Below are 13,837 nucleotides of genomic sequence, written 5' to 3'. Positions count from 1 at the left end.
ATAATCTATTCAATAGTGATAAGAACATAATTAGACTTCATAAAAAAACCTGCCGTATGGCTACGACAGGTTAAAAAAACTAAATCAATAAAATGACTATTGACCAAATATGTAAGACATACCAACTCGGCCGCCGAACTTTGAGTCAGCAAAACCAAATGCACCACTGACTGACGTGCGACCATTATCTAACATTGTAGCGGCACCAATAGCTAAAGCACTTTCACCCTCATAATGACCCACACCACCAAACACAGCAACCTTGCCTGGTTGGAGATTGGGGATAGCCTGTTGTGTTGCTAAAGAAATAGCCACGCCACTATTGGCTGTTTTTTCCACATCATCGACTCGACGATTTATGCCGTTAGAGTAATTCTGAAAGCTGTTATTCAAAACGTCATACTTAGTATCAGTATAAGTATTGGCATCAGTCACTGCTTTGAGCCTAGCCGTATTTAATTGTGTGACATTAACCGCATCAGAACCCTGTGTACCAGCTGCCACATTAATTATCTGACGCTCACTACCTACTGAGCCAACTGATACTGTGTTATCACGGTTTGCTGTGGAGTCACTTCCAAGAACAACTGAGTTATTCACTCCCGTACTGATGCCGTTTCCTAAAACTACTGTGTTGTTGCCGGTGACCGTATTATTATTGCCGAAGCTATAGCTACCTGAGCCACTTACTGTGCTTGGATCGCCAATTGCACCAGAGTTTTTACCGGTTACTAAATTGCCCACACCAATACTAATAGATTGGCTGCCTTCAGCTACTGCGCCATTACCTATTGCAATAGAATCTTTACCTGTGGCTTGGGCTGGTGTCGCTGTACTATTAGAGGTCTGTATAGCAACATTGATATTAGCATCCTTACCTGCCTCACCTTTAGCGCCAGTCAAACCTTGGATGCCTTGTTCCCCTTGAGCACCAGTTAGACCGATGTCGCCTTTATCACCCTTGGCGCCAGTTTCGCCTTTGGCACCAATTTCACCCTGTAGGCCTTTAGCACCAGTATCACCTTTAGCACCGGTCAGACCTTGAATGCCTTGTACGCCCTTAGCACCAGTTAGACCGATATCACCTTTGTCTCCCTTGGCGCCAGTATCTCCTGTAGCACCCGTCAGACCTTGGATACCTTGTTCGCCCTTAGCACCAGTTAGACCGATGTCGCCTTTGGCACCAATTTCACCCTGTAGGCCTTGAATACCTTGGTCACCTTTAGCGCCAGTTTCACCCTGTATGCCTTGAGCACCAGTATCACCTTTAGCACCATCCATACCAGCAGGACCCATAGGACCCATAGGACCTGGCATTCCAGAGTATCCACAATCCCATGGATGCATATCGCAATAAGGATCATATGCCATGGCAGACTCTGTTGTTAACCATATGCCGCTAACTGCTAGCATACTGATTGTTAAAAATGATATTTTTATATTTGCTCCGCGCATTTTATTATCGGCAGAATTTACTACTACAAGACCCGACACTGTATTCAATTCTCTTTTTAACATAACTCTTCCTTGTAATTTACACACTAAGAAATTCCAATCTAGCCATCAAAAATAACATTAAATTTCAATTATTACTAAACTGATACATTGTACTAATAATTATGACATGAAAATTTAAGAAAATATATTCATTTTTTTTGATAGATAGATATGTTCTCTATTATGTTCAATAAGACTATATAGCATCACATACAAAAACCGCTTATCATATCAGTAGTTAACTACTGATATGATAAGCGGTTTTTGATTTCTTATGACAGTAAGGGAATTAGCTAGCTGATTTTACGTCATTGATCCATCTACCATAGCCAGCCGCTTCCATCTGCGCCAGTGGGATAAAACGCATTGCTGCTGAGTTCATGCAATAGCGCTTACCCGTCGGTGCCGGACCATCGTCAAATACATGACCGACGTGTGAATCGGCATAACGGCTACGAATCTCGGTACGGGTGCCAAATATTCCTCGATCTGCCTTTTCTACGACAAAGCTAGCATTCAGTGGACGAGTAAAGCTCGGCCAACCTGTACCGGACTTGTATTGATCACGAGACGAATATAATGGTTCACCTGATACTACATCGACATACAGTCCAGGTTCTTTATTATCCCAATATTCGTTATCAAAAGCGCGCTCAGTACTATCTTCCTGAGAGACTTTATATTGAATGTCACTTAGTGATTTTTTAAGATCAGCTTTTGTCGGTTTTACAAAGGTATCTGGGTCAAAGCCTGCACTTGTCTTAACTGTCGACGGCTTTACTGCAGTTGACGAGGTATTCGACATTGCTGACTTTGCACTGGTTACAGTCGGTTTGAATTGGTTGAAATCTAACTCATATTTTTTACCATAGACACTTTCAATGAACTGGTAGCGACCAGAGTTAAACGTATAAGCTTTATAACGTAGTGGATTCTTTTTGTAATAATCCTGATGATACTCTTCTGCTGGATAAAATTCGCTAACAGGTACAATCTCGATTACGACTGGATTTTTATAGACGCCAGAGGCTTGCAGAGATTGCTTAGCAGCTTCGGCTATCTGTTTTTCTTGCTCACTATTATAAAAAATAGCTGGGCGATACTGGGTGCCTCTATCTACAAACTGACCTTTATCATCAGTAGGATCAGCGATTCGCCATAGTGCTTGAACGATACCATTGTAGGTAATCTTGGTCGGATCATAATAAACTTGGGCTGCTTCAGTATGCCCTGTACCACCAGCTGAAACAGTACTATAAGTTGGATTCTTAGATTCGCCACCTGTATAACCTGACACTACCTCTACCACACCAGGAATCTTTTCATAACCCGCCTCGACACACCAAAAGCAGCCACCAGCGACCGTTGCTACTGCTAAGTTAGGGTCGGTAGGCGCATAAGGATTTTCAATGGAAACATTTTTTATCGTAGGCGGTTTTTCAGTGGAGGCGCAACCGACATAAAAGACACTGCTCGCTACTATCGCCATGCCCACGACTTTAGCTGGTAATTTATAATTCACTATTAATGGGTGTGTCATGAAAGGCTCCTAAGGGTAATATCATGTAACCATCGTAACCCTTAGGTCTCACAGAAATATTCCTAAAGTGTTGTTTATATACACCATATTTAATGAATGGCCATAGAAAAAGCTTACTACTTTTCAATAATAAGCTTTTTATTAATTCATGACTAGGTTATTCATTTAGCAAATCATCTATGCAACTTTATCGCTCTTAACATCAGTATCGGCATGCTCATCACTGGCTTGCTGAATCTTCGTTAAAATGCTCTTGATTTCAGATGCTGACAGATACGTTGGCACCGCATAAGTATCGCTGACTTCTTTAGCTGCGGCTTTAGCAATGCTATCAAAGTCAGTGGTTTTCATACCTTTAACCGTTGGATCGATATTTAAAGTAGCGATCAATTCGCGAACTTGCGCAATCAGATGATCTGCAATCACAGCATCACTCTTGCCGGCTTGACCATCCTTAACCATACCCGTTTTTCTAGCCAGATCTGCTAGTCTTTTTTTGCTTGCCTGACGATTGACATCAAGTACATAAGGTAACACGATGGCATTAGCACGACCATGAGGAATACTATAATACGCACCAAGCTGATGAGCGATGGCATGGACATAGCCAAGGCCCGCTTTATTAAAGGCAATACCGCCGTAATGAGCGGCAATACCCATTGCTTCTCTGGCTTTGAGATTGCCGCCGTCTTTATATACTACTGGCAGATTCTGCATAACTGACTTCACCGCAGAAGCCGCATAATAGTCGGTCTCGACGCTCGCATTAGCACTCATCCAAGCTTCTAAGGCGTGGGTCAACACATCGATACCCGTATCCGCTGTGATATGAGCCGGCATCCCTTTCATAATAACTGGGTCAATAGCGGCGGCTAATGGCACCATTCTTGGGTCGATAGATAGTGCTTTTTGATGGGTTTTATCATCTGATACAACTGCACCAAGTGTCGCTTCCGAACCAGTACCCGCAGTTGTAGGCACACAGTACAGCGGTACAGAAGGCTTTCGTGCTTTAAGAATACCGATAAGTTGCTGCGGCTTGCAATTGTTGCCTTGTGACATAGCAATCATTTTAGCTGCATCAATCACAGAGCCACCGCCGATAGCAATAATAGAATCGCATTTAGCATCAATGGAGATGCGTAGCCCTTCTTCAACCACTTTAAAAGTAGGGTCTGGCGTAATACCGTCATAGACTTTATAGCGGATATTTTTGCTATCTAGATAATCAGTGACTTTTGCAGGTATACCAAGCTTATTCAATACCGCATCAGTGACGATAAAGACATTGGTGCTACCTTCATTAATAAGCATGTCGCATAGCTCATCACAAGAGCTTTCGCCGACGAATAACATCGGTCTTCTAATCGGGATAACATAAGCGAAGGCTTTTAGTACTTTGGCGCGTGTCTTGGCAACGGCTAAATAGCCAGCATGCTGTAATCCATCGGTACTTACTAACTTACTACTTACTAATTTAGCAATACTATTTTGTTTTTTCATGGGTATAAAAATCCTTTTTTAATGATGCTTTTAATGGTAATAATGACCGTTTGAACTAACCGAATAAATCAAGGTTCAAATAATATACATAGGACTAGGTTCTATATAAAGTAAACTACTGTCCAAACTTATTGTACCATTGCGATTTTTGGTATGTCGCTATTAGTATGAACTGCTATGTTCTAAGTATTTAGTATCATTTACTTAGGCTATATCACATTCGCCTGAAATAATTGCTTTGCATACGGATGTTGTGGATTATTGAACACGTCTTCGGTACGCCCAAACTCAATGCACTTGCCTTCTTTTAACACTATAATTTGCTGACACAAGGCACGGACTACTTTTAAATCATGACTGATAAACACATAGCTGATTTGCAGTTTCTCTTGAATTTCACGTAGCAAATTCACTACAGTGACTTGCGTAGTGCTATCAAGCGCAGACGTTGGCTCATCCAATATTAAGAGACTTGGCTGCATAATAAGGGCACGAGCCAGAGCCACCCGTTGACGCTGACCACCTGATAGCTCGTGCGGATAACGCTGCGCAAACTCTAACGGTAAATGCACGGTAGCAAGACTGTTCATTACTGCCTGCTGACGTGCTACTTTAACAACGCCTTGTACTAACAACCCTTCTTCGACGATTTCCATGACAGTCATACGAGGGTTAATACTGGCAAATGGATCTTGAAAAACCATTTGAATCTGTGAGCGGAAGGTGCGCAAATCACGTTTTGATAACGCCGCAATATCTTGATTATTCACCATTATCTGACCACTGACACGCGCTTGATTACTAAGTAACTGACTTAACGCAAGCGCTATGGTAGTTTTCCCTGAGCCTGACTCACCAACGATGCCCAATGCCTGACCTTTTTGCAGGCTCATATCGACATCTTTAACAGCCATGAACCAGCGTTTGGTACCACCAAACAGACTTTTTTCAATTGGAAACTGTACGTGTAAATTGCTGACTTGCAATACGGTTGATTGCTGAATTTTATCATCATTAGAGAAGTTCAGCGCTTGGCCAAAGTCTTGTTTGATAAGCGAGCGGGTATATTCTGCTTTAGGTTGACTAAATACCGCTGCAGTTCCACCCTGCTCAATAGTCTGCCCTTGACGCATAACGGTGACTTCATCACTGTAGCGCCTGACCAGATTGAGGTCATGGCTAATCAATATCATCGCCATATCATGCTGACGTTTAAGATTATCTAATAGAGCGAGAATCTCATGTTGCAAGGTTACATCAAGCGCGGTGGTTGGCTCATCAGCGATTAAGATGTCAGGTTGCTGCGCTAATGCCATGGCAATCATCACCCGCTGACGCTGACCACCCGATAACTCATGCGGATAGCGATTTAGCTTATCAGTAGGATCGGTGATATTGACATCATTTAACAAGGCGATACTTTTTTCATGCCATTGATTTTTGGATACTCCGATTAGACGGAGCGATTCTGCAATTTGTTTGGCAACTGTATGCAATGGATTAAGCGCCGTCATCGGCTCTTGGAACACCATGCCGATGCGCCGCCCACGTACATCACGTAGAGCTGCATTACGTGTTCTATCGTTGGCTATTGGTAATGTAGTCATTCCTACTGTATCTGCTAACTGCACTTTACCAGTAACGGTCAAGCTATCTGGGAGCAAGCCTAATAGCGCGAGACTTGCGATCGATTTACCAGAGCCGGATTCACCAACGATGGCTAGTGTTTGACCTTGCCTGAGCTCATACGTTAGCTTATCGACTAAAACAGTACCCGAAGTGGTTGCAATGTTAAGCTTATCCACTGTCAGCATGAGCTTATTTGATATATTGATATGATTGTCATTTAAAAGACTATTTTGCTCAGTAGCAATTGTCATATTCTCAGTTGTCATATTAAGAGCGCCTCGGATCAAAGGCATCACGCAGTGCTTCACCAACGAAGATGAGCAACGACAAAATAAAGGTTAAGCTAAAAAATCCCGATAAGGCCAGCCAAGGCGCATCAAGGTTGTTTTTCCCTTGTACCATCAGCTCACCCAGCGACGGTGACCCAGGTGGTAAACCATAACCCAAGAAATCTAGCGCTGTTAACGCAATAATATTGGCCGTTAAAATGAACGGCAGCTGTGACAAGCTTGACGCTAGCGCATTGGGCAAGATATGCCTTAGCATGATTTGGCTGTCGGAAGCCCCCAGATTACGCGCCGCACGCACATAGTCAAAGTTGCGCGCGCGTAAAAACTCTGCTCGTACCAAGCCAACCAGCCCCATCCAACCGAACAATAACATCATTGCAAACAGCATAAAGATACTGGGGCTAAACAGGCTGACCAAGATAATAATCATAAACAGCTGCGGCATCCCGCCCCAAACCTCCATGAAGCGCTGCCCTGCCAAATCTATCCAGCCACCGTAATAACCTTGTATCGCACCGACGATAATACCAATCACTGCTCCTGCTAGTGTCAATGCCAAACCAAATAATAATGACACTCGCATGCCATACAGTATACGCGCCAGCACATCGCGACCCAAGTCATCCGTACCAAGCCAATTCTGGCTATTGGGTGCCGCTGGATATGGAATACCTAGCTCAACGTTTGGCGTCTGATCAGCAAACGGAATGATCGGCATCACATAATAACCCTGCTCAGTAATCAGCGTCTGTACCGCAGGATCTTTGTAATTGGTCTCGGTCTCAAACACTCCGCCAAAAGTCGTCTCAGGATAGGCTTTTAGTACGGGGAAGTAGTAATCGCCTTGATACTGTACAAGTAGCGGCTTGTCATTGGCAATCACATTGGCTGCCATACAGATGACAAATATCAAGGCAAAAATGAACAGCGATATGACACCAAGACGATTTTGACGAAAGCGATTAAGTCGTGCCTGCCAGATAGGATTTAGGCGACGTTTTTTTTCTATAGCAATAGCAGATGCGCTTGAGTGCGTTGAAGGTAATGGATGACTTGACATTAGCGCCCCTCAAAATCGATACGGGGATCAATTAAGTGATAACTTAAATCACTGATTAACTGTAATAACAGTCCGACCAAGGTAAAAATAAACAGCGTGCCAAATATCACGGGATAATCACGCTGCTGAATGGCTTCGAAACCTAACAAGCCCAAACCATCAAGTTTAAAAATAATCTCAATAAGGAAATTACCGGCAAAGAAAATGCCAACGATAGCCGCTGGAATACCGGCGATAATAATCAGCATGGCATTACGAAACACATGTCCGTATAGCACTTGACGCTCAGCCAAGCCTTTGGCACGAGCGGTAAGCACATATTGCTTGCCGAGCTCTTCTAAAAAGCTAAACTTGGTCAAATAGGTCAAGCCAGCGAAACCACCAACCGTACTTGCTAGCAGCGGTAGCGCCAAATGCCAAAAGTAATCTTTGATTTTACCCAGCACGCTCAATTGATCAAAATTCTCAGAGGTCAAGCCTTGCAGTGGAAAGATATTCCAGTAGCTACCACCTGCAAAAAACACCAATAATATAACGGCAAATACGAAAACGGGTATTGCATGGCCGATAGCTAGTAGCATGGCTGTGACTTTATCAATCCCTGAGCCATGATGCATGGCTTTATAGACCCCCAGTGGAATCGCTATCATATAAATCAGCAGCGTGCTCCAAAGCCCAAGCGAGATTGATACAGGGAGCTTCTCGATAATCAAGTCAGTAACCGATTGCCCTTTAAAAAACGACTCCCCAAAATCCAGCTGGGCATAATTTTTTAGCATTAGCCAAAAGCGCTCAGGCGCGGATTTGTCGAAGCCATATTGTGCATTAATCGCCGCCACCATCTCTTCTGATAGGCCGCGCGTGCCTTGATACGTACTATTATTACCTGAACTACCCGCACCAATATTACCGCCCAAGGCATTGTCTTTTGCACCTTGCTCAATCATGGCGAATTGCTGCTCAACAGGACCGCCGGGCGCTGCTTGTACAATGACAAAATTCGCCAGCAATATCAAAAATAGCGTCGGTAATATCAATAACAACCTTTTTAAGATATAACGACCCATAATGGCGGCTTCCTAATAGTAAGAAATATGGCAATAGAAAGAATGCGCAGCTAATAACTATCAAAGCGTCAGTCAAAGCATTGATTAGAATTTAAAAGTTATTTTTAAGCTCACGTAGAGCTGCAAATACAGTCAAAGATTTATCATCATCGGTATTAAACTGAGCCTTTACACCTGCAATCACACTCGGCTCTTGCGTGCGTAAAAATACATTGATCGCACGTTCATGTCCTAAAGTAACGGGGAGCGTCGGAATGCCTTGTGCGGTTTTGTCTTCTGCTTGTGCCAAAGCTTGCTGCATCGCTTCATTATCAGGCTCAATAGATAGCCCAAAACGTAGATTGCTAGCAGTATATTCATGTGCAGGATATAACAGCGTCTCAGCTGGCAGTCCATTTAGACGCTTAAAGCTGTCATGCAACTGCTCAATCGTTCCTGTAAACACACGTCCGCATCCAGCACTAAATAAGGTATCGCCACAAAAGCAGTGCTTAAGGCCATCGATATCTAATATATAAGCCATATGGCTGGCGGTATGACCTGACACATCCCATACCTGCGCAGAGCAGCCCCACGCGCTTACTGTACTGCCATCTTTGATGGTCTGATCTTCATCGACACTATGCTCAGTATGCGCAACCAGATGCGTCATCGGATACGACTCTTGTAACTCTGCAACGCCGCCGATATGGTCATGATGATGATGAGTCGTCCAGATAGACGTCAGCTCTAATCCATTTTCCTCTAAATAAGCAACGACTGGTGCCGCTTGACCCGGATCAATAACAATGGCTTGCTTGTTACTCTCATTGATTAATGTCCAAATATAGTTGTCATTGAATGCTTTAATTGGGTGAATACGAATACTCATACTAAATCCTTACCAGTGGTTATCTTTATTGCTAATGTCTATTAAATTCTTTCAAATTACTTTTAATGTCATTGTCACTGTCACTTACTGTTTTAAATATTGATTAACGCGTGCTTCTGCTTTTTTATCCGTCCACCAGTAATCAATACCGATGGCATTAGATGGCAGCTTTTCAGTATGACGGTATTGATTCCAATACGCGACATTGGTACTAGACTTACCATATAATGGCACCAAATAGTGACCTGCACGCAGCAGGCGATCGAGCACTTGAGTATAGAGTACAATCTCATCACGGTTTTTAGCATTGGCAAGCAACGCTGTCACTGTATCGATAGCAGTATTTTTTATGCCAGCCGTATTATGATTACCAGGCTCATCAGCCGCCGCACTGCCCCAAAATGCCGCTTGCTCAGCACCAGGCGATAAGCTCTGGGCGAATACATCGACTACCATGTCATAATCGAAACGACGCACACGCTCATAATATTGTGCACCATCCACTTGGCGTAGCGTCACATCAAAGCCTAAACGCTTTAGATTACGAATATAAGGCAACAACACTCGACCCATGGTTTCGCCTGTCATTAAAATTTCAATCTGAGCAAGCTTGCCATCCGGCTGATACAGCTTCATATCTTCATAATAAAATCCAGCATCTAGCAACAGCTGCCGCGCTTTTAACAACCCTTCGCGATTAAAGCCACTACCATCACTGGTTGGCAGCTGCCACTCCATTAATACTGCTTTGCGCTGCATTGGTTCAAGTTTAGATAATAATGGAATTAGCACCTGCATCTCTGCATCTGTCGGCGTGCCAGTGGCGGCAAGCTCTGATCCATGAAAAAAGCTTTGCAAACGCTCATACTGCCCATGAAATAAGGTTTTATTCATCCATTCGAAATCATAAGCTGCGGTTAAGGCTTGACGGACACGAATATCTTGAAAGATGGGCCGACGCATATTCATGATAAGTGCTTGCATCGGCACTGGATTTTGACTGCTTATTGATTCTTTACTAATAAGACCTGCTTTTACTGCGGGGAAATTATAACCCGTTGCCCAGTTAGACGCTTTATTCTCTGGGCGAAAACGATATTGACCCGATTTAAAACCTTCAAAAGCAATCTCATCACTCTGATAGTAGACAAACTTAATCATATCAAAATTATAACGACCACGATTGACCATCAAATCACGACCCCAATAATTGGGATCACGCACATAAATGACCGCCCGTCCCGCATCAACACGCCCTAATTTGTAAGGACCGCTACCCATCAATGGCGTTAGGCTAATTTTTTCAAAATCAGCATCGATAGAAGACTTGGCAAAAATAGGAAATTGACCAACCGTTAATAAAATCTCTTTATTTTTATCAGAGGCAAAAACAAATTTTACTTGCTGTTTATTAATAATCTGAATGTCTTTAATATCCCCCAAATAGCTGCGAATATACATCGGCCCTTTGTTCAGTATCGCGTCGTAAGTGGCTTTTACATCATGACTGGTCACCAATGATCCATCCCAAAAGCGTGCGGCAGGATTGATATGATAAATAATCCAGCTGGTATCATCAGGGTCATAAGTGACCTTACTTGCCAGCTGCGGATACATGGTAAAAGCTTCATTTAATGAGCCAGTCATCAAGGTATCATATAGATAGTCGGTGCCAGCCATTGCTACCCCCGTCGTCATCCATTTATTAGCCGCATTAAAAGTACCGCGCGCATCAAGCGACAACGTGCCACCGGTCGGCGCATTTGGATTGGCATACGGCATAAATGGGGCGTCGATATATTCAGTAGGACTATTATGACCAAGCGCAGTAGTAGTGATCGGCACCGCGATACTGGCTGGTATCCAGCTCGCCATGGTCACTAATAGGACAGTTTTTAGCATGGTATTTTTTAGCATAATAAAGTTATAACAAACCCCTGTGCTAGCCCAATGAATATGAAGATAATTGACTAAAGTACTGCCCTATAATTGAAAGCAGTAAGTTCCACAAAATTTTATCATAACAAACTTAGATTTTTTAACCTAATGGTTTGCAGCGTGAAAGTGACTCTATGACACATTATTCACCAATAATAAGCATCAATGCTCATAAAAAAAGACGCAACTCATAAAAGTGCGTCTTTTTTCCAAAAACTGTACTGACTTAAGCGTGCTTCTTTTCAAACGCAATCATAAAGTCGACCAATTGCTGCACCCAGTCTAGCGACACCGCATTGTAGATGCTAGCACGCATACCACCAACATCGCGGTGACCTTTTAGATGCAGTAAACCTGCGGCTTCTGACTCTTCTAAAAATACTTTATCAAGACTGCTATCAGCCAACGTAAACGGGACGTTCATGATAGAACGATACTTAGTGTCGACTGGATTGCTATAAAAGCGACTATCATCAATCGTTTTATAGAGCAAATCCGCTTTTTGTTGATTAATTTTGCCGATAGCAGCAACGCCGCCTTGCTCTTCTAACCAATCAAAGACCAGACCTGCCAAGTACCAAGAGTACGTCGCTGGCGTGTTTGACATAGATTCTTTTTCGGCTTGGTGTTCATAGTTCATGAGTAGCGGGCACCACTCACTTGCCTGCCCTAATAAGTCTTCGCGAATGATGACAATAATTAGCCCAGCTGGACCAATATTCTTTTGCGCACCAGCATAAATCATCCCAAATTTAGACACATCAATCGGTTGTGACAAGATGCAAGATGACATATCAACGATAATAGGCGCATCAACTTTCGGTGGCTCAAATACTTGCAAACCATGAATGGTCTCATTGGCACAGTAGTGGAAATACGCCGCATCTTCGCTCAGGTTCCAGTCACTTTGGTCTGGCACGTCCGTAAAGTTACTGTCTTTGCCTGTTGCCACCAGATTAACCTCACCAAGGCCTAAATTAGCATAACGCTGCGCTTCTTTAATGGCTTTTCCTGACCAAGCACCAGTAGTGAGGTAGTCACCGCGTCCACCATTTAACAGATTTAATGGAATGGCTGAAAACTGTAAGCTGGCGCCACCTTGCAAAAACAGCACTTTATAATTGTCTGGAATATCCATCAATGAGCGCAGTTTGGCTTCAGCTTTTTCAGTAATCGCGATGTACTCTTTACTACGATGGCTGATTTCCATCACCGATACGCCGCGTCCTTGCCAGTCTAGCAACTCTTCTTGAGCACGTGATAATACGGCGGTCGGTATAGTAGCAGGTCCTGCTGAAAAATTAGGTACACGGTTAGGAGCGGCTTTGGTAGTCATAATCATTATCCTAAATATGATAAAATCATCGTTGTTAGTTGGGTTTTAAAAATTATGGGATTTAAAAGTTAACCATTGAAATACTTTTTACGTTTTTATTTTATTGGCTAACGACTATGTTGCTGATAAAAAATAATCAAAACTTTCACTGTTAATCAGCCGAACCAGAAATCATCTCCCAAAGCGTGCGCTTTAAGCGACTATCAGTAAGCATTTCATCTAACGTTGGTGCAGCAGTCAAATCGGGATGCTCAAGCCCTTCAGGTAACGCAGTCAACGCCAACACCTTTATTTCTTCTTCGCAGCGTCCAATTTTAAAGACGTGTCCAGCAAAACTGGCATTGGCAAGCTCAGCCGTATCCATGCCCTCACAGATAGGGAATGATGTTGTCTCACAAGAGATTGATAGCGCTTGTGTGATATTTTGCCACAGTTTTTGGCTGTCATTATTAAGCGCTTGAATATCAGCAATGATTACCCAATCGCCATAACGACCACCTTGTAAGTCGAACGGTGCTACCTTAAGGGTATGGTCATAATGACTGTCATTAGAAAATACCTGCTCATCAAACAGGGCAACGTCTTGTTGAACGACCGTATCTGTCTTAGAACCAACTGCGGTATCAGGGCTGACTGCATCAAAACTATAAGTAACTGGGCTTTGCTGGTTAAAGGTATGCGCGCTTATATCTTGGAGGTCGTCAGTTCCCGCTTCATTATATGGATAAGCAGAGACATTATGGTCAGCACTGCTATCTAATATTTCAACGTTTTCTTCATCTGGATTTACGATGCTGACAACTGGCTGTTCATTATTTGGCTGTGTCTTGACGTTGCTAGTAGTAGAATCAGACTGAGTCATACTGGGCATGACAGTAGATGCTGCAATATCACTGATATTAAGAGTTTCTGAGCTTGGCTGCACCCACTGATTGATACCCATCATCGCTAAAATCTGACGCTGCTGTACACGGTGCTGTAATACCAGCTGCGGGTCTTGGATATCACTCATGCGACTCTACTATCCTACTTATACAAAATGGGTTTACAGGCTTTTACTGTCAAAAACGATGCTAACAACTACTTGATGCATTAACTATAAAATC

Annotated in this window: 11 protein-coding genes; 1 reads left to right on the top strand and 10 read right to left on the bottom strand. The window is 43.1% G+C overall.

Going from position 1 to position 13,837, the window contains the following annotated elements; genetic code table 11:
- Positions 1–96: 96 nt before the first annotated feature.
- Entirely contained in the window at positions 97–1,371 is a 1,275-nt protein-coding gene (locus tag OEG80_RS05740; RefSeq protein WP_263242269.1) for a YadA family autotransporter adhesin, read from the bottom strand.
- On the opposite strand from OEG80_RS05740, the gene OEG80_RS05735 reads away from it, so the two are divergent.
- Entirely contained in the window at positions 1,370–1,573 is a 204-nt protein-coding gene (locus tag OEG80_RS05735; protein ID WP_146110327.1) for a hypothetical protein, read from the top strand. The two genes, OEG80_RS05740 and OEG80_RS05735, sit on opposite strands and share 2 nt — an antisense overlap.
- A gap of 213 nt (positions 1,574–1,786) precedes the next feature.
- On the opposite strand, the gene msrA is transcribed toward OEG80_RS05735, so the two are convergent.
- The 9 genes from msrA to OEG80_RS05690 form a co-directional block, all read right to left on the bottom strand.
- Entirely contained in the window at positions 1,787–3,037 is a 1,251-nt protein-coding gene (msrA, locus tag OEG80_RS05730; RefSeq protein WP_263242266.1) for a peptide-methionine (S)-S-oxide reductase MsrA, read from the bottom strand.
- Between the two features lie 177 nt (positions 3,038–3,214).
- Positions 3,215–4,540: an iron-containing alcohol dehydrogenase gene (locus OEG80_RS05725; protein WP_263242263.1), complete on the bottom strand. Its 1,326-nt coding sequence runs from the start codon at positions 4,538–4,540 to the stop codon at positions 3,215–3,217.
- Positions 4,541–4,749: 209 nt separating this feature from the next.
- Positions 4,750–6,435: an ABC transporter ATP-binding protein gene (locus OEG80_RS05720; RefSeq protein ID WP_263242262.1), complete on the bottom strand. Its 1,686-nt coding sequence runs from the start codon at positions 6,433–6,435 to the stop codon at positions 4,750–4,752.
- Between the two features lies 1 nt (position 6,436).
- On the bottom strand, positions 6,437–7,519 hold the full coding sequence (locus OEG80_RS05715) for an ABC transporter permease (protein WP_020443593.1): 1,083 nt from the start codon (positions 7,517–7,519) through the stop codon (positions 6,437–6,439).
- Positions 7,519–8,586, bottom strand: a complete 1,068-nt coding sequence (gene yejB / locus OEG80_RS05710) for a microcin C ABC transporter permease YejB (protein WP_011513762.1) — start codon at positions 8,584–8,586, stop codon at positions 7,519–7,521. The genes OEG80_RS05715 and yejB overlap by 1 nt, the downstream gene beginning before the upstream one ends.
- A gap of 91 nt (positions 8,587–8,677) precedes the next feature.
- Positions 8,678–9,457: a hydroxyacylglutathione hydrolase gene (gene gloB, locus OEG80_RS05705; protein ID WP_020443594.1), complete on the bottom strand. Its 780-nt coding sequence runs from the start codon at positions 9,455–9,457 to the stop codon at positions 8,678–8,680.
- An 84-nt stretch (positions 9,458–9,541) separates the two neighbouring features.
- The gene (locus OEG80_RS05700; protein WP_020443595.1) at positions 9,542–11,374 is read right to left on the bottom strand and encodes an extracellular solute-binding protein; all 1,833 of its coding nucleotides are present in this window, start codon (positions 11,372–11,374) and stop codon (positions 9,542–9,544) included.
- Positions 11,375–11,621: 247 nt separating this feature from the next.
- Positions 11,622–12,731 carry a 3-phosphoserine/phosphohydroxythreonine transaminase gene (serC, locus tag OEG80_RS05695; protein ID WP_011513765.1) on the bottom strand — a complete coding sequence of 370 codons (1,110 nt, stop codon included), beginning with the start codon at positions 12,729–12,731 and terminating at the stop codon, positions 11,622–11,624.
- Positions 12,732–12,882: 151 nt separating this feature from the next.
- Complete coding sequence (locus OEG80_RS05690; protein WP_263242260.1) at positions 12,883–13,743, bottom strand: hypothetical protein; 861 nt, start codon at positions 13,741–13,743, stop codon at positions 12,883–12,885.
- Positions 13,744–13,837 lie beyond the last annotated feature (94 nt).

The organism is Psychrobacter sp. SC65A.3, assembly GCF_025642195.1.
GTDB lineage: Bacteria > Pseudomonadota > Gammaproteobacteria > Pseudomonadales > Moraxellaceae > Psychrobacter > Psychrobacter cryohalolentis.
This window is presented reverse-complemented; position numbering and strand designations above follow the sequence as displayed.